The following is an 18,217-nucleotide window of genomic DNA, read 5'->3' on the forward strand; positions in this document are numbered from 1 at the left end:
TTTCAGAATTTTTGGATACATAAATGAAAAAGCACGTGTGGTAGGTTCGATGCCCTTGACGATTTGTGGATCCAAAATGGCGACCGAAATGACAGCTAAGACAAACGAGGCGGCCCCGTCCGACAAGCGCGTGCTCGCGGTGCTGCATCGCATGATCATGGACGGCGAACTGGAGCCCGGCTCCAAGATCAGCGAGGTCAGCGTCGCCGACATGTTCGACGTGTCGCGCACTCCGGCGCGGCTTGCCCTGCGCGCCCTTGAAGTGGAAGGTCTGATCAAGAAGCGGGACGGCCGCGGCTTCACCGTCCAGGAATTCAATCTGGGCGACATCAAGCATGCCTACGAAGTGCGCGGGGTGCTGGAGGGTCTCGCGGCCGGCACGCTTGCCAAGGCCGGCATGAGCCCCGCGGTCGAAGCCACCTTGCGCGAGGTCATAGACGCGATGGACGCGGCCCTCGAAGCCGACACGGACACCGGTGCCAAGGTTGCCGGCTACCAGGACGGCAATGTCGCCTTTCACGAAACGATCATGCGCCAATGCGGCAACGACTATATCGGCTTTGCCTTCGACCGCATGGAAACCCTGCCGATGGTCAAGCTGGGCACCGTCGTCTTCAGCGGCGACAAGCCCGACCGGGACCTGATGCGCCTGCGCCTCGGCAACATGCAGCACCGGCTGATCTTCGACGCCATTTCCAAGCGCGATCCGCAAAGGGCGGAATCGATCATGCGTGAACACGCCAACCAGACCCTCGTCTATTCCGCCCTGTTCACGGGCAAGGACGAGACATAAAGCCTTTCAGGGAGACCCGGCATGGATTACGGCCTTTTCATTGACAACGAGGACAGGGCGGCCGCCACCAGCGCGGTATTCGAGCGCAAGAACCCGGTGACCGGCGACCGCGCGAGCCTTGCCGCCGCAGCCACGGCCACTGATGTCGACCGGGCCGTGAACGCCGCGCAGGCCGCCTTCGCAACCTGGTCGAAAACCGGCCCGAGCGAGAAACGCAAGATCCTCAACAAGGCCGCCGACCTGCTGGACGAACGCACGCCGCAATTCATCGAAGTCGGCATGAAGGAAACCGGCGCGACCGCGCCCTGGCTCGGTTTCAACAACATGTTCGCCGCCAAGATCCTGCGGGAAGCGGCCGCGTCGACCACGCAGATCAAGGGCGAGGTCATTCCGTCCGACAAGCCGGGCTCCTTCTCCATGGCCCTGCGCCAGCCCGTCGGCGTGCTGGTCGGGATGGCACCGTGGAACGCGCCGACGATCCTGGGGGTCCGCTGCTTCGCCCTGCCGATCGCCTGCGGCAACACGGTGGTGATGAAGGCGTCCGAAAAATGCCCCGGACTGCACCGGTTGCTCGGTGACGTCATGGCCGATGCCGGCCTGCCGGCAGGTGTGCTCAACATTCTCACCCACGAGACTGCGGACGCGCCGGAGGTGGTCAACGCCCTGATCGACCATCCCCTGACGCGGCGGATCAACTTCACCGGCTCCACGCGGGTCGGCAGGATCATCGCCGAACGCGCCGCCCGGCACCTGAAACCGTGCCTTCTGGAACTCGGCGGCAAGGCTTCCCTCGTGGTGCTCGACGACGCGGATCTGGACGGTGCCGTCAATGCCGCCCGCTTCGGCGCCTTCATGAACCAGGGCCAGATCTGCATGTCGACGGAAAAGGTCGTTGTCGATGCAGGGATCGCCGACGCCTTCGCGGAAAAATTCGCGGCAAGTGCCGGTGCGCTCACGGTCGGCACGCCCGACAGCCAGGTTCACATCGGCTCCGTGGTCGACCGGGACACGGTCGACCATGTCCGCCTGCTGATCGACGATGCCCTGGCAAAGGGTGCGAAACTTCTGTGCGGCGGCGTGCCAGACGTCGGCACGGTGATGGCGCCGACCATCGTCGACCACGTCACCCCCGACATGCGCATCTATGGCGAGGAAAGCTTCGGCCCGGTGACCACCATGATCCGTGCCCGCGACACCGCCCATGCCATCGAGATTGCCAACGACACGGAATATGGGTTGTCCGCGGCCATATTCGGCCAGGACACGCGCCGCGCCATGGAGGTGGCCACGCAGATCCAGTCCGGCATCTGCCACATCAACGGCCCGACCGTGTTCGACGAGGCGCAGATGCCCTTCGGCGGCGTCAAGGCCAGCGGCTATGGCCGTTTCGGAGGTGCGGCGGGCATCAGCGAGTTCACGGAATTGCGCTGGATCACGATCGAGGACCCGGCGCAGGGTTACCCGATCTGAGGCACGCCCTGAATTCCGCCTTTTTGACAGTTTGCAAACCCGGTGCGGCTTCCGCGCCGGGTTTTCTCCACTTCCAGTTTTTGCAGGTGTGCCTTCACGCCTCGTTAACCATAAGTGGCATTAGACTGACACACCAATAACGCGAATCGGCGTCCTTTTTCGAACGAACGGTGTTTCAGTAATGACACGATTTTTCCTGTCGCTGGCAGCGGTCACCTGCCTGGCGACACCCTCTCTTGCGGCTGATCTCTACAACGACCCGGCTCTCTACCAGACCTCGGGCCTGCGCGGCAGCATCGGCCTCAGATACTGGTACAGCAAGTCCCGCTCGGACTTGGACAATTCCAGCTTCCAGGGCTCCGGCTTCGACCTCTCCTCCACCGACGACGTCACCTCCCACACGGCCGAGCTGGTCGGAACGCTGGAAGATGTCACGGCCGGCACCTTCGTGCGCGGCTATGTCGGTCTCGGCCGCAATGTCAGCGGCAGCGCCAACTACCTGGGCTTCGAGATGGACCAGAAGGAGGAAACCACGCTCAGCTACGTCGTCGTCGACGGCGGCTGGCAGCTCGCGCAATTCGCCGGGAACAATGTCCGCCTGAAGGGCTTTCTCGGCTACCAGTACCTGTCCGACGACGTGTCAATGACCTACGGCTCCGGCAGGTACGAGCAGTCCCGCGACTGGCACGCCCTGCGCATGGGGCTGACAGCGGAAGGTGATCTGGCCAGCCGGGTTGGCTGGTCGGTCGACCTCGCCGGAGTGCCCTGGAACTACAACAAGGTCGGTGACTGGGAAAGCAACTGGAGTTACGGCGTTGAAGCCGATGCCATGCTGAATGTCGACTTGACGCAGAACTGGCAACTGGGCGTCGGCGGCCGTTACTGGTGGCTGAAATCGAATTTCGACCGGCGCTATGCCGTTACCGGCGAAAAGGTCGTCTTCGACCAGAACTACCACCGCTACGGCCTGCTGCTGGAGAGCCGGTATCAGTTCTGAGGTCGGCGCGCGAACTCGAAAGCGGAATTTCGTTTGCGTTTCCCAGTCTGGCCGGCGGGCTGCACAGCCTGGCAAGGCACCATGACGACCGGTCTGCTACTCGGCATCAGGTCGGCCCGCCTTCAGCCGGAAAAGCAATCAAGATCAAACGCCTGTTTCCAACCGCCCTTTGCCATCACGAAATGACGCTTGTGTTTTCGGCTCTCCCCGTTCAGAGCTCATCAGGCTTAGTGCCGAACGACCTCCGGAAAGCCCTTCATGCCTGTCACGCCCGCCGCCACCTACCTGCTTCTTGCGGCCGCCATCATCGCCGAGGTGATCGCCACCTCTGCGCTGGCGAAAACGGAGAATTTCACCAGACTGGTTCCCTCGCTGATCACGGTTGTCGGCTATGCCATTTCCTTCTGGCTGCTGTCCTTTCCGATCCGCGTGCTGCCAACCGGTATCGTTTACGCGGTCTGGTCCGGCGCCGGCATCGTCCTGATCACGTTGGTCGCCTGGCTCGTTTTCAGGCAGACACTGGATCTGCCGGCGGTCATCGGCCTCGGCCTGATCATCGCCGGCGTGGTGGTGATCAATGTCTTTTCGAAGGCGGTCGGGCATTAGCGATACAGGCGTCGCTTGGCGACCTCCAGGCCTGAACGCGAATTGCCCCGCGGCCAGCATCGGGCTGCGGTCTCGTCAGTTGAGATGGACTGCCGTTGCGGCTATTCTGACCGGGCACCCTTTCAGACGCCCAACGCTCCCGACGGTCTGGCGATGTTCAACGGTACATGGCGTGCTTGCGCCGCTGTTTTGGCGCTTGCCACTTTTCTTTTCCAGAGCCACGGAACCCGGGCAAGCGAGACCGGCTCCGCGGTCATCATGGCCCCGGCCCTGGCACAGCTGGCCGGCGGCGCGTCCCGCCTTCGGGAATCCAAGCCTTTTTACACCGTCGTCGATGAAGCCGCGTTTCTGCGGCAGATGTGCACGACCATCCGGTCGGCCGCCCTGCAACAGGACCTGCCTCCGGGTTTCCTTGCCAAGCTGATCTGGAAGGAAAGCCGGTTTGATCCGAATGCGATCAGTCCGGCCGGCGCGGAAGGCATCGCCCAGTTCATGCCCTACACCGCGGCCAACTGGGGACTGGAAAATGCGTTCCAGCCGGTCGAGGCCATTGAGGCCTCGGCGAGGCTTCTCGGATATCTGAACAGGGGCTATGGCAACCTCGGGCTGGCGGCCGCCGCCTACAATGCGGGCGAGGACCGGGTCGATGCCTGGCGTCGCGGACGAAGCGGGCTGCCGGGAGAAACCCGCAACTACGTTCATTCCATCACCGGCCACAAGGTTTCCGCATGGAAACGGGGCAAGGGTCCCGAAGTGGATTTCGTTCTCGACCAGACACGGGATTTCCAGAGCGCATGCGAGGAATTCCAGCTGATCAAGGCGCCGCTGCAGCGGCGGTTTGCCAACACCTATTTCAATCGAGGCCTCACCCTTGCAAAAGAGCGCGACTATGAAGGCGCCCTGCTCAGATACACGATCGCTATCCGGCTGAAACCCGACTTTCCGGAGGCCTACAACAACCGGGGCCTGGTCTACCGGATGCTTGGCAATCATGCGGCGGCGATCGCCAACTACGATGTGGCCCTGCGCATGAAACCCGACTATGCCGCCGCCTATAACAACCGGGGTTATGCCAAGCGCAAGCTGGGCAAATATCGACAGGCAATCCGGGACTACGACAAGGCGCTGTCCCTGAAGGCGGGCTATGCATCGGCACTGTTCAACCGCGGTTTCGCAAAATCGAAACTCGGTGACCATGCGGCTGCGATCGAGGACTTCACTGCGGTTCTCGGCATGATGTCGAACCACCCCCTGGCCCTTTATAACCGGGGCCTGGCCCACCAGAATGCCGGTGACCTGGTGAAGGCGGAGGCCGACTTCGACACCGCCATCGCCAACAGCGACAGGTTTGCCAAGGCCTATCACAGCCGCGCGGGCCTGCTGCTTCGCATGGGCCGGCGCGAACAGGCCAAAGCGGACTACCTGAAATCCGTTGCGCTCAATGCCGGGCTGGGCGTCGGCAAATACAAGATCAGGTTCGACTGATTTCCGGACGCCGGGAACAGGCTTCCCGTTTTATCACTTCGGCAACTCCGTTTGCACCAGCGGCAGGCTGATACCCTGGGTATGATACTGGTGGCAGAGCGTGCATTCCTCCCCGGCGGCCTTCTCCGTATGGCAGCCTGAACAGGTCGCCTTGTCCAGCGGCGAGAAGTTCGGTGAATGGATCTCCGGGTTACCCTGTTCATAGGATTTCAGGAAAGTGTCGGCGCCGGTGGAAAGCGCATGACAGCTCGCGCAGCCCTTTTCGCCCACCGCGCTGATATGCGGATCGTGGGAAAACCGGGTGAAGCGGCTGTCGACGCTTGCCGGGTCAAACGGCTGCCAACGAACTGACCGGGCCTTACCGTCCGTATCGACACTGTGGCATTTCATGCAACGCCCGACTGCACCGGGATCACTCAGGGCCTCGAACACGGGAAGACGCAGGGTCTCTTCCTGCGGGGTCGAGGCCCGGCTTGAATAGTCGAGCCACGTCTTGAGGAAAGGGTCCTCGTGGCCGGTCGGGCGGTAGCGGATCGTGTAGTCCTGCCTGTACCAGCCGCCGAAAACGGCCCAGTCTTCCGGATCGAATCTTTGCTCTTCCTGCTGCTCGCCGAGGGTTGCGGAGGTCTCCTGCCCGCTTTCCCCGGAGGCGCCCTCGCCCAGCAGGTCTTCCAGGCCGGCGGGCTCGTCCTCCGCCAGGATCAAGCCGCCGCCGGTGTCATCGCCGGCAGGGCTGTCCTCTTCAACCAGCAGGCCACCGCCATCGTCCCCGTCCGAGACACCCGCCGGAGCGCTCAGCAGGGCATCCATGTCCGACGGCTCTCCCGAGTCGTCATCCCCAAGGATGTCGCCTTCCGCCAGACTGTCGTCACCCGCCAGGATGTCCGCCCCTTCCGACGGGTCCGTTTCTCCGGCCGGTGCGTTCAGAAGGGCATCGGCACCGGTCTCTTCCGCCGGCGAGCCTTCGTCCAGGATCAGCCCTCCGGTTTCCGAAGCCTCGCCGTCGAGGATCAACCCGTCACCGTCGACACCGTCCGCAGCGAGAGCGGCAGCGTCGTCCTGCGGCGGGTCCTCGGGCACCCTGGTTGAGTTGTCTTCCTGTTGCGCCTGCAATTCCTCGAAACTTCTTGTGGCCATGCCCGCATCATGGCGGTCAAGGTCCTGTTCCAGGTCCGGCAGCCATTCCCGGTTGGCTGCGCTGATCACATCGTGCGACATGACACCGACCATCAGGGCCATCTGCCGATGTTCGGCCATGTTTTCCCGCGCCGGAGCGCCCGCGCCCATGGCCGCCGGCAACCCGTCCCGCTCGATATCCAGAAGCAGACGCTTGACCGCCCATGCCAGCGTTTCGACCTTTTCAAGGTCCGCAGCATCGGCATCGCGCAAGTCGAGCAGGTCAAGGCCGGACACCTCGGCAGCTATGTCGCGGCCATCGAGCACCGATGCCAGAAGCGAGCGCATGAAGGGCGTGATGTCCGCTTCCGAGAAGTCAGGCCAGGCACCGATGTCGATCCCCCTTTCCCGCAGCGTTTCCACGTCCAGGCCCGGGACCGACAGGAAGTTCGTGCCCTTCGGCCCGCTTGCAAGGGTCTGGCCGAGAATGTCGCCGCTGTGACAGCCGGCGCACATGTCGTCGAAACTGCGCTCGCTCATGTAACGCCCGTTTCCGTCCGGCACATGACAGGTCTCGCACATCTCCGGCACGTTCGCACTCTCACCGGGCCGCGCGCCGACGTCCGGGAAATGTTTTCCGAAATGGGACTGGTGATCGAAGATGATGGGCGTTCGCCTGGCGAAGGGATAATTCACGAATGCGGGATGGCTTGCCTCGAAGCGGCCGAACTTGCCCGCATGACAGGTCTGGCACCTGTCGTTTGAAACTTCGGTCAGGTTGCCGAAGCTGCCCTTGTGCTCCTGATGGCAGGTCGCACAGAAGATTTCGGAACTCCCGCCTGACTTGCTCGCATTCGGGAACGCGAATTTCAGGCGGTTGACCCACAGACGCCCCTCTCCATCTTCAACGTTCGCCATGCGCAGCCGGGTCATTTCCGCCAATTGGGCAACCGGTGCGGTGTGCGGCGAAAACAGCTGCGGTCCGACATCATGGCACGCCGTGCAAAGCGCGGCCGACTCCTTCGCTCCGCCGGCATTTTCCGCCAGCCCGTGCAGCCAGCCGAGTTTCCGGGGTTTGACATTGGCATGACAGGACTGGCAGTCCGTCAGGTTGGCATGCTGGGAGGCCAGCCGTCCCGGCATCAGGTATTCGTTTGCGACACCGCCCGTCAGGATGATCGCCAGGAGACCGACGGTCAGCGCGCTGAGCCATGCGGTCGCCCGGCGGCGCTGTTTGCGCAGGCTTGCCTTCGGCACGCACGGTTCCTGGGCCAGGCAGCAGCTGCCGTCCGGCAAGGGTCCGTTCTCGCATGGGCCGCCTTCCTGATGAGAGCGGCGGCACTCCCACCGGTCTTGCTTCCGTTCCGGCTGGCAGACGGGACCGGCGCGGCAATTCCCCCTGGCATCCGGCCCCTGCCGGCAGGGGCAGCCATCGGCGAGATGGCCGCAGACCCAGTCGTCCTGCGGCCTTTCGTAGTAACGCCCCCTTGGGCCGAACCGTCGGAGAATTCTCATGTCAGGCAATTCCACTCGAAAAGGCGTAGACGACCACGACATGGGTCAGGATTGCCAGGAGCAGCGCGTAGGTGGGCGGAACATGCAGGAACAGCCAGAGTTTCAACAGGCCGCCATTGGCATATTGAAAGTCGAGGTCGTTCTTGGAGCGGACAAGCTGGCGCATGCGCGCGAGCCGCTCCCTGCCCTTGTCGTCCAGGTACCGCTCGATCGACTCCAGTTCCCCCATGATCCGGGAAATGGGCATGTTCGACTGGCGCAAATGCGCCAGGACATGCCGTGGCCGGGCGAAAAACCGGGCAAGTTCCTGCGAATACACGTTTGCCAGGCTGACCGAATGCCCCTCTTCCAGGGACTCCAGGGCCAGGGCCTCCGCTTCATCGGCAAGCCCGGCGCGCAAAATGGGGATGCGTTCGAACAGCACCCTGTCTCCGCGCTCCACGAGGCGCCCCGGGATGATCCGCACCAGAAAGGCGCCGCAGCATCCGCTGACCGCCACCAGGGCGAACAGCGACCAGAGCAGCCACTCCAGCGGTGCGTCCGGCATCCTGAAATGCGTGTGGAACAGAAAGATGCCGATCGTCAGGAAGCCGAGGTAGAAATGGACCTGCAGCCAGTGAAGCACACGGCCGAGCGGCAGCGTGTTGAGCTGCTTGCGGGCCGGCAGGAGCAGCATCGCCGCGATGCAGCCCACCAGCACCCATCCGTTGAAGAACTGGCCGTCGCGCAGGGAGATCCGGTAGCCGGTGTTGGCCGCGGCAAACAGCGCGAACACGGCAGCCGCGATGCCGAGTTTCATCAGGATGTTGCGGTTCAGGAGCCAGCTCATTTCAGCCACTCCAGCAAGGTCTCGGTGTCGCGCATGTTGACCCGTTCCAGCGCATCATGCGGACAGGCCTGCACACAGGCCGGTCCCGTGAGCTGATCGGCGCAAAGATCGCATTTCGTTGCCCGGCTGATGGGCTGGCCATCCTTGTCCTTGACGAAGAACCCGTGCTGGTCGCGGATTTCGACCATCCGGATGTTGTTGTAGGGACAGGAATTGGCGCAGGTCGCGCAGCCGATGCAGGTGTTGTCGTCGATCACGACGGTGCCGCTGTCCTCCGCCCTGTGAATGGCCCCCGTCGGGCAGCCGATCAGGCAGACCGGATCGGTGCAATGCATGCATGCGCTGGCGATCATCGCGTTTTCGAAGCGGCTGCCCTGGCGGACGAATCTCGGATTGTTGCCATGGGCCGTTGCACAGGCCCGGACGCAATCGTCACAGCCCACGCACCGGTCGAGATTGATCAGCATGGCCTGCTCGCCGTTGATGTAACGGTGGTCGACCAGGAAATCCATCATGCCCTGGCGCAGTTCGCCCTGCGGACCGTCCTTGCCTGCCGTGTGTCCCTGCTCGAGGAACGCCCTGTCGAGACCCGGCAGCACATGTTTGCGCACCAGGTGGGTGGGGATACGGATCACATCCACGTAACCGATGGCCCTCAAACTCGTGTCCAGAACCTGGGAGACATTGCTGCTTGCGTAAGCCGCGATGGCCTGGAGGCCGAAGACGTCGTTTCTGGACAGGTGCCCGATGGTCCTGTCGCCGTGGTCGACCCGTTCGCTGATCCTGGCAAATCCGCTGTTGATCAGGAGCAAGCCGTCAACGTGGCTGCCCTGTTCGCAGATCACCGGTTCCTGCTGGATGATGTGCTGCGGACCGTCCTCCTTCGAGATCTCGCGCTTGAACCTGTGGGTCCAGTTGAAATTGCCATAGGTTTCAAAAAGGGCCTCTTCGGCGATTTCCGCCAGGGCCGCGCTGTCGACATGCGCGAACACGGGGCATTCCTGAAGACGGGTCAGAAGCCCCCGCTCGTGGTAGAGCTGGTCGATCTGGCTGCGGAAGCTGTCGGACCAGTCGCGGATTTCCCTCAGTCCCTGCCAGCGGAGTTCGAACAGCACCGTCTCGTTTTCCAGCGCATAGATGGTCGCGCGGCGCGGACTGCGGGTCAGCGCCGCCAGCTCCCCGAACATCTGGGGGGCCTCCAGCTGGAAGGTTTCGCAACGGGCCATCAGATCGTCGGCGTCGACGCGCATCGCCTTGTCCACCGCCACGGCCCGCTCCGCATCCGTTGCAGGCATTGTGGGGGCGGCTCCCCGGGTTCGATTGCGCGCCGGGCGATATTCCGGCGGCCGCTTGCGCGCGAACAGCTGTGCCAGGGAGCGGCTCCAGGACTTGCGCCGGCGCCGCCCGCCCGCATGGACCGGAGCAGGTGCCGTCAGGCCGAAGACGGACCCGGACAGGATGATGAACAGCGAACTGCCGTAGTCGCCCTTGCGCAGGATCGTTTCGCCCTTCTGGAAGGTCCGGATCCGGCCATCATTGGCTATGACACGTTCCAGCGGCAGCCAGTCGGGGAAGTCCTCGGACTTCACGTCCGCAAACGCCGGCAGCGCGAGGATCGCCGCTACGGTGTCCGGATCCAGGGGCTCCTTGCCGAACGGCTCGTCCCAGCGCCGGTTTCGTTCGTCGCGAAGTTCCTGGTCCAACAGCCCGGCTCCCTATTGCGTCACCGTGCCCTTGAACTTGTCGGCCTTGGGAATGTACTTGTCGACCGCGCCGAATTGCGAGCCGTCATACTTGTCCGCGAACTGCAGGCCCAGAACCGAGATCTTGCCTGCCGCCTCGACAAGCTCGGCCTCGTTGTTGAGCTTCAGTTTCGCGCCGCCGGCAATTTCCTGGATTTCCAGAAGCTCCGGTGCCTCCGGAAGCAGTTTGGCCAGGCTTGCAATCACCTTGCCGGCATTGTTCGCCCGCTTGGCCATCTTCAGGGCGTAGTCCTTCTTCTCGGTCGCCTTGCTGACACCGATCAGGGCCGTTTCGAGTTCCACGATGCGGCCGACGAGAAACAGCATGCGCTTGCGCTCAATCGACGCTTCGGGATTGGCCTTGCCCTTGTTGTACCAGGTGTTGTGCCGGACCTCTCCCTGGCTCCAGCTGACAAGCTCGAACGCGCTTCCCGGTGTATGCCCGCCGACATTGACCAGTTTTTCGTTCGGCACCAGGTGGCAGCTGAAACAGTTCTTCGCCAGCGTGTAGGTCATCTTGGGCCGGATCATGCCGGCGGCCTCGGCCTTTTCCCAGCGTGCGGCAATCTCCGCCTCGCTTTCCTGGCCTTCCTTCTTGCCGCTGAACCCGGAATGAACCTTGTACCATTCCTTTGCCGGGCCATGACAGGACTCGCAGGAATTGCCGGCAATGGCCTTTTCCTTGTCACCGTCGGCCTGCATCGTGAAATGGCAGTTCGTGCAAAGGCTTTCCGCCTTCAGCCGCTTGACGCCCATGTTGTCGGCGATCTTGCGGGCGTCGTCGCTCTGGGGCAGGTCCTTGAACGTGGTGAAGTGATGCGTGTTCTGCCAGATCGAGGTTTCCTTCTTGTGGCACTCGGCGCATTCGTTCGGTCCGACGATCAGGCTCGGGTCGGCCTGTGCCGGAGACAGCTGCCCAACCGCGAGAAACATGACCGCAAGAAACACGGGCGCGAAAAACTCGGGTGCACGGGCGGCAAGGCACGATGACCCCTGGCGCAAGCCTTTCAAAAATCCTGCCATTTCCACTCCCTCAATCGATTGCTTTAAAAGTCCGGACAGCGTGACGCGTCTTCACGCATCCAGAATGACATTGCCTCTCGGACAGGCGACACACATAAGAACCGAACCATGCGCGGGGCTGCTGGCAGGCCTGGTCACGTAAGTCACGTCCCCGTCCCTCAGCGCCGTTGCGCAGGTTCCGCAATTTCCGGCCCGGCAGCCGGACGCGATCCGGACACCGTGTTTTTCCGCCAGGTCGAGAAGCGTTCCGTCCTCTTCTTCCCAGTGAAGGCGTTTTCCGGACCGCGCGAATTCGACTTCGACGCCCGCTGCCGCGCCCTCCGAGACGCGGGGCTTTTGAACGGTCCTCACCGAGGCGGGACCGAAGGCTTCAAAGTGTATGTCGCTTTCCGGCACGCCCCAGTCCCGCAGCTGTTCGGTCAGCGACGCCATCATGGGCGGCGGGCCACAGACGTAAAACTCGTAGTTGGAGGATGGCAGATATTCTTTCAGGACATCAACCGTCAAAAAACCGGAAAGGTCGTAATCGCGCCCCTCGACACAATGGCCGGTCGGGGCACTGAACAGCACCTTGTAGTGCACGTTGCTCTTGCGGGAGGCGATTTCGCGGATCTCGTCGACCAGCACGATGTCGTCGCTGCTGCGCGCTGCATGGAAGAAGCGCACTTCCCGGGGACTGCCGCTGTCGTCGAGAGCCTTGAGCATGGACAAGACGGGCGTCAGCCCGACACCGCCGCCGATCAGAACGACCGGCCGGTCGGACTGGAGGTCCAGGACAAACCCGCCCCTTGGGGCCAGCACATCGACGACGTCTCCTTCCTTCAGACTGGAATGGAAATAGGTGGAGGACAGGCCGCCGGGCACCTTTGCGTCCGCGCCGGGCGGAGGCGGCAACCGCTTGATCGTCACCCGGTAGCGGTTCAGCCGGCCCGGGCTGTCAGACAGCGAATAACAGCGGATGACAGGGGTCGGCTGATCGGCGATGGGCAATTCGAATGTCAGAAACTGGCCGGGCAGAAACGGCGGCAGCTCGCCGCCGTCATGGGGCTGGAGATAGAAGGAGCAGATGTCCGAGCATTTGTTCTCGACCCGTTTTTCAACGATGCGGAACTTGCGCTTCCCGGCCCAGGTCGATCCGGATTTCAACCGGTCGGTCTCCGCCGTCCGCAACGCCAGGTCGGCCAGGTCGTTGAACCGTTGCAGGCGCCTTGCGTCCAGGCGCCGTTCCCGGAACAGGGCAGACGTCTTCGCACCGACGCCGAGGACGAGCTGCAGCAACGCCATGGCGACGATCAGGCCACCTCCGATCTGCAACGCCTGGATCATGGTCAGTCCCCCGGTCCGCCGAGAAGTCCGTTCGCACCCGGCATCAGAACCTCGTCCTCAATTCCATTCGCAGGCCCGTTCCCGCCTTCCGGTCCCGACCGCCGGAAACAAACCCGTCGACCTGAATGCTGCTCCTGTTGTTGAGCGCATGCAACAGCTGTCCGCCAAAGGCGACCACGGCTTCATCGCGGCCGTCCGTGCCCTTGCGTCCGCCGAGTTCCAGAACCAGCTGCGTGCGGTCCTCGTTGAAGAACATCTGGTGCCCGATCGACCCGCCGAACACGTCGTCCGCCCGGTTGGACAGGGCGGAGCCGCCCAGGCCCACGCTGGGCGCCGCGAACAGGATGCCGACCTGCCCGAGAGGACCACCGGTCAGGCTGTCGCGGGCCGCGGACGTGTAGTTGCCGAGCGCCCAGAAGGCGTTGGCATAGACGATGTTTTCCGACCCGGTGAGCGTTCTGGAAATCTCCGAAAACAAAAGGACGCCATTGTCGACCGCCGGTCCGGTCCGCTCGATGGCGGTCGAGGTGTTGATCCGGAACGCGGTGTTGTAGTGACCGAGGCGCTGGACCGCGGACGCGCCGAAATAGAAGCCGTCGCCGCCGTCTTCCTCGTCGCTGACGACATAGGCCAGGTCCAGATTGCCGGTGCTCTTGCGGAAATCGGCCTCGGTGAACAGGCCGAACAGGTAGGCACTGTCGTCGATCCGGTTGTTGCCGCGGCGGATGTTGTTCCAGCCGAAGACACCGGTCGCCCTCAGGTCGGGCGTCAGCCCGGGAATGATGATGGTGTCGCGCGTGATGCCGAGCGCGTCGACACTGTCGTTGATCATCATGCCTTCCTGGAAGAACAGCGGCTGCCGGCCGATGGAAAAGCCGAAATCGATGCTGCGCCGGTCATCGGGATCGAGATTGGGAAAGATTTCCCCGAACTCGCCTTCGAAGAACAGGGTCGTCACGTAAGGATTGAGACCGTTGACATATTCGACACCGCCTTCGTCGGTATAGAGGATCCCGGTGTTGCGCGTGCCTTCGGTCAAAGGCGAGAAGCCGATCAGGACGCGTTCGGTCGGCGTCAGTTTCAGGTTGGCGAAGATGTCGAGCCGGCTCGCCCAGAATTGCCGCGGGTCGTCGACGCCACTGGCGTAGTGACCGATCGCCGTGCGCGCATCCCCGAAGACCCAGAGGGCCGGTTGCCAGATGGCACCGGTCGGCAGCTCGATCCCGGGAGACAGGTTGCCGCTGGCCAGGAACTTCTCGCCGCGCTGGAAGATGGGAGGTGTCGGCTCCGGCACGTCCTCCTCGGCAACAATCGGCACCGGCTTGTCGCTGAGTTCGCTCGAGTGATGTCCGCCCGACGGCAACAGACCACCGCCGGCGTTGGACTGCTGACGGCGCTCCAGAACCTCTTCTTCCGTGACCATGGGAATGGGCTCGTCGCTGAGTGCGCTGCCCGCCGCCCGGACCGGACCGCACAGCTGCATGGTGGCGGCGACGGCAAGGGCCGCTGCCCTGAAAACGGCCCTGCGGCCGGGTGTTCCGCTGTTCCCGATCCGCCCGCTCATTTGACCACGACGCTCGCCTTGCGGCTCCACAGAACCGAGCTGCCCTGAACGACCTTGCGCGCGATGCCGGCCGGGCTCATGCCGTAGTCGAACCCGGCACCCTGGATGGCCGCGATCAGGTTGACCGGAACCATCTGGGAAATGAGCCTGACGGAGATGCTGTAGCGTTCCCCGGGAACCAGGTCCTTGCCCGGAACTTTGTAGGTCGCGGTCCGGCTTGCGCCCGGTTCCAGGTTCTGCTTGTGCTTGCGGGCGCCGCGCGGCCGGCCGTAGATGGTTGTCGCCCGGCGCTCCGGCCGCACCAGCGGCAGAACGTCCGTCGAGGTGTTCACCGCCAGCACCTGTTCCCTTTCGCCGCCGCGCAGCAGCCGGACGATGAACTTGGACTGCAGGCTGAAGAGATCCTTGTCGAGCTTCAGTTCGCCGTTGTGCACGTAAAGCGAATGGGCGTCCCTGACATCGCCGTTGGGGTCCCTGTCGCCGGAAACATAGACAATGTTGCCCTTGCTGTCCTTGACCGTGACCTCAAGAAAAATAAGCCGTTCGGCATCGAAGCCCGTGGGCACGCCGTGCCCGTCGGTGCCGCTGCTGACATCCACGGAGAATTTCAGGGTGCCGCCGGTGTTGCGGATGATCGAGATGTCGCTGAGCTTGAAGCCGTTGCGCAGCACCTGGAGACGCGCCCGGCGCGCCTTTTCCAGGCGCTCGAACTGGGTGTTCAGGATGTCACGGGCGTCATAGCGGTCGTCGATCGAGGTCCAGGCCTCGGGAAACTTGTAGCCGTCCCTGACATTGTCCTCGAACGCGTCTGTTCCCCAACCGGCGCCGACATTGAACTGCAGCCATTCCCTCAGGGTCTTGAATTCGGCGGCTTCCACGTTGTGCGGAAACAGCCCCGGATGAATGATGGAATAGTCGGGGCCGGCGAACATGTGGTTGGTCAGTTTGCGGTTGCGGGTCGGCACATCGCCGACAATGGCCGCCGGACCATAATCGTAGCCCGACGCCACGCCCTGCACCTTGCCCATGTGGCAGTCCTGGCAGGTTTCGCCGCGCTTTGCCGCCGGAGACTGCTTGAACTCTGCGAAGGCCTCTTCGAGCTTGAAGCCGTTGAACAGGGTCACGTCGTGACAGGTGCCGCAAAAGCCCGGCTTGGTCAGCGCGAAGAACGGTTTCGCCTGGGTGTGAATGCTGCGGCCCGGATCGTCGCGGCTCTGCGAGACGCTGTATTCCTCGGGCGTGTTGAGCACCCGGCGCAGTTCATCGCCGCCTTTCGGGCCGTAGACGGGGGAAAAGACATCGCCCTCTTCCAGCGCGAAGCGGCCGCTGATCTTGCCGTAGTTCCGGCTGACCCGGTGGCACGCGACACAGGTGATGCCTTCGCGCGACGTCGGATTGCGTTCCAGGTTGGACACATAAAGCGATTCGCCGATGTTCATGCCGACCGGGTTGTGGCAGCGGATGCAGAAGTCGCCGTTGGTCGCGCTGGTCTTCATGTTGATCGTGGTCTGCATCGCCATGTAGATCGGGCTGAGCTGGGCATAGGCGTGCTGCGACACGGACCATTCTTCATATTGCTTGGGATGGCAGGTCGCACAGGTATTGGCCGACGGATAGCGGCTTTCCAGGAACAGCTTCTCGTGCTCGGCATCGGCGTTTCTGCGGACCGTTTCTTCCTTCTTCTTGCCTTCCGCGGTTTCCGTCAGGCCGAGCCCGTCGCCGCTCAGAAGATCGTCGTCGTCACCGACCGTCAGCAGGTCGTCATCGGCCAGAAGGCTGTCATCATCGGCAAGGAGACTGTCGTCGTCCGCCAACAGGCTGTCATCGTCGGCGAGCAGATTGTCGTCATCGACCAGAAGGCTGTCGTCGTCAGCAATCAGACTGTCGTCATCGGCAAGAAGGTTGTCGTCGTCAGCAATCAGACTGTCGTCATCGGCGAGCAGATTGTCGTCATCGGCGAGCAGGCTGGCATCGTCCGGCTGGCTGGCATCTTCCTCGACCAGAAGACTGTCGGCCGGATCGTCTTCCGCCGACAGCAGGGCATCGTCGCCATCCGCCGGCGCCGCGCCGTCCCCGGCCGGCCCATCCTCGGGGAGCAGCAGCTCGTCCCCGGATTGCGCCAGCATCAGGCGGCCGGCGGCCTCCTGCCCGGCATTGCCGTCAACCCGGTTCAGGAAATCAACCAGCGCGGTGACTGCGCCCGGGTCCATCGGCAGCTGGTGATGCTGCAGGTCCTTGTTTGAAAACGCGAATGCCCGCTCCGCGCCCGGCGGGATCAAAAGGGCGAGCGCGACTGTCAGGGATGTCAGACTGGAAGAAACAAGGACCGATAGACGCGACATTCCCATTCCAAACGCAACTCGTTCCCGGGCCTTCCCTCATGCCGGCCCGGTCAAAGTTTCAAACTAAGGAAACCTAGGGGCAACTTCAAAAGAAAACTGAGACCACCCCCGAGTTTTCCCGGCTCCTCCAGGGCGCCTTGTGCCGCGGCCGCACAAAACCCGCTGGTTGCCCCCGGCGCTTCTCGCACGCGCGGCCGGGCTTTTGCGCCTGGATTTTTCAGTTGACCACAGATCAGCCTCCCGTATCCGTGCACGCGCCATCAAGATGCAGCCTCGGGCGCAGCAGCGGCGCAGCGCGGACAAGGAGCCGAATGAGCACAGTAAACAGACAGATTCCGGGGCTGTCGATTGGGACAGCAGGTTAAAACAGACACCGCATCAGCCCAGGACCGCCCCGCCCCGGACCACAGACGACCCACAATTCCCCCATCGGACGACACCGGACGCCGGAAACAAAAAAAGCCCCGGCGAACCGGAGCTTTTTTGAGGTGTTTCGGACTTTGGTAGTCTGTCCAAAACCGGAATTTGGTGCCAGGAGAGGCATGTGATTTACGGAATAAGATATTATTTAATATAATAATTTTCTATTTCGATTTTCGGAAGACCAACAGACTCTTGAGTTTACCCATACATAACGCCTTCGTGTGCCAGCCTGAGCTGATTTAAGCGAGCGGCACAATCAATGCGCCAGCTATGGCATTCTCATGTTATTTCTTCGAGGATCCTTAGCAGGTTTGGATCGCCACCCGTTCCTTCAATGTATTCCAGTAGATTGTCGATAATTTCGACTTTCTGGGATCCCTGACGAACACTGCTTCGCCTCCTGAAGACTGCGCCTCGTAATTTCACTAGCTTTTCCTGTATTACCCGACCGTGCCCTGGCTGTTCAGGTGTCAAAAACCATGGCTCAACTTCGCGGTAACGCAAAAGCCCTGTAAGTATTAGAAGTGTGTATTTGAGGTCGACCTCGAATGATCTTGTTTCGATTAACCTTGCGATGTTTTCAACCGTGTCTTGTGCGATTCGGCCTGCCAACGCGTGGCTCAAGGCTTTTGGGGCGTTCTTGCGCCGAGACAAGGCGTCGCAGAGTGCACCACGTGTGTCGGCGTTCTGTCTTCGTTCGACCAACAACTCAAATAGTAAACGCAGTTTTTCTGCTGAACTCGTAATACGGGCAGCACCGCGGACAATTGTGCGTGCAGAGGCGAGAGCATTGAGAAGTGGGTGAGCTTTTTGGTGAACGTCAGCTTGTAGCGCGTCCAACAATGTTGACTGCAGTTCTTCCGAACAAAACCCAGTTGCCCAGCCCAAGCAAAGAAGGGCACTGTTGTTTTCAAATGGAGGTGAATCTCCTCGAGAGACTTCCAACACTTCTTCACCAATCCGAGTGATAGTATTTTTGAAGCGGT

At 62.3% G+C, this 18,217-nt stretch carries 13 protein-coding genes; 5 read left to right on the forward strand and 8 right to left on the reverse strand.

Annotation, left to right across the window (positions count from 1 at the left end; genetic code table 11):
* The first annotated feature begins 88 nt into the window (after positions 1–88).
* From O6760_RS03105 to O6760_RS03125, 5 genes are all read left to right on the forward strand, one after another.
* Complete coding sequence (locus O6760_RS03105; RefSeq protein WP_269584024.1) at positions 89–793, forward strand: GntR family transcriptional regulator; 705 nt, start codon at positions 89–91, stop codon at positions 791–793.
* A gap of 21 nt (positions 794–814) precedes the next feature.
* Complete coding sequence (locus O6760_RS03110) at positions 815–2,263, forward strand: aldehyde dehydrogenase (protein WP_269584025.1); 1,449 nt, start codon at positions 815–817, stop codon at positions 2,261–2,263.
* Between the two features lie 181 nt (positions 2,264–2,444).
* On the forward strand, positions 2,445–3,260 hold the full coding sequence (locus O6760_RS03115) for a hypothetical protein (protein ID WP_269584026.1): 816 nt from the start codon (positions 2,445–2,447) through the stop codon (positions 3,258–3,260).
* A 258-nt stretch (positions 3,261–3,518) separates the two neighbouring features.
* Complete coding sequence (locus O6760_RS03120) at positions 3,519–3,866, forward strand: SMR family transporter (protein ID WP_269584027.1); 348 nt, start codon at positions 3,519–3,521, stop codon at positions 3,864–3,866.
* A gap of 153 nt (positions 3,867–4,019) precedes the next feature.
* Positions 4,020–5,351 carry a tetratricopeptide repeat protein gene (locus tag O6760_RS03125; protein ID WP_269584028.1) on the forward strand — a complete coding sequence of 444 codons (1,332 nt, stop codon included), beginning with the start codon at positions 4,020–4,022 and terminating at the stop codon, positions 5,349–5,351.
* A 33-nt stretch (positions 5,352–5,384) separates the two neighbouring features.
* Here O6760_RS03125 and O6760_RS03130 read toward each other — a convergent pair whose 3' ends face one another.
* The 8 genes from O6760_RS03130 to O6760_RS03165 all read right to left on the reverse strand — a co-directional run bounded on the left by O6760_RS03130 (position 5,385) and on the right by O6760_RS03165 (position 18,179).
* On the reverse strand, positions 5,385–7,724 hold the full coding sequence (locus tag O6760_RS03130) for a hypothetical protein (protein WP_269584029.1): 2,340 nt from the start codon (positions 7,722–7,724) through the stop codon (positions 5,385–5,387).
* Positions 7,725–7,983: 259 nt separating this feature from the next.
* Positions 7,984–8,811 carry a hypothetical protein gene (locus O6760_RS03135; RefSeq protein WP_269584030.1) on the reverse strand — a complete coding sequence of 276 codons (828 nt, stop codon included), beginning with the start codon at positions 8,809–8,811 and terminating at the stop codon, positions 7,984–7,986.
* Positions 8,808–10,514, reverse strand: coding sequence for a cyclic nucleotide-binding domain-containing protein (locus O6760_RS03140; RefSeq protein WP_269584031.1), 1,707 nt, complete (start codon positions 10,512–10,514; stop codon positions 8,808–8,810). Before O6760_RS03140 ends, O6760_RS03135 begins: the two co-directional genes overlap by 4 nt.
* Before the next feature lie 12 nt (positions 10,515–10,526).
* Positions 10,527–11,576 (reverse strand): cytochrome c family protein, encoded by a 1,050-nt coding sequence (locus O6760_RS03145; protein WP_269584032.1) that lies wholly within the window; start codon positions 11,574–11,576, stop codon positions 10,527–10,529.
* Positions 11,577–11,627: 51 nt separating this feature from the next.
* On the reverse strand, positions 11,628–12,902 hold the full coding sequence (locus O6760_RS03150) for a 2Fe-2S iron-sulfur cluster-binding protein (protein ID WP_269584033.1): 1,275 nt from the start codon (positions 12,900–12,902) through the stop codon (positions 11,628–11,630).
* Between the two features lie 43 nt (positions 12,903–12,945).
* Positions 12,946–14,466 (reverse strand): hypothetical protein, encoded by a 1,521-nt coding sequence (locus tag O6760_RS03155; RefSeq protein ID WP_269584034.1) that lies wholly within the window; start codon positions 14,464–14,466, stop codon positions 12,946–12,948.
* Entirely contained in the window at positions 14,463–16,808 is a 2,346-nt protein-coding gene (locus tag O6760_RS03160; protein ID WP_269584035.1) for a multiheme c-type cytochrome, read from the reverse strand. The genes O6760_RS03155 and O6760_RS03160 overlap by 4 nt, the downstream gene beginning before the upstream one ends.
* Positions 16,809–17,510: 702 nt before the next feature.
* Positions 17,511–18,179 carry a hypothetical protein gene (locus tag O6760_RS03165; RefSeq protein ID WP_269584036.1) on the reverse strand — a complete coding sequence of 223 codons (669 nt, stop codon included), beginning with the start codon at positions 18,177–18,179 and terminating at the stop codon, positions 17,511–17,513.
* Positions 18,180–18,217 lie beyond the last annotated feature (38 nt).

The organism is Roseibium sp. Sym1 (genome assembly GCF_027359675.1).
Classification (GTDB): Bacteria; Pseudomonadota; Alphaproteobacteria; order Rhizobiales; family Stappiaceae; genus Roseibium.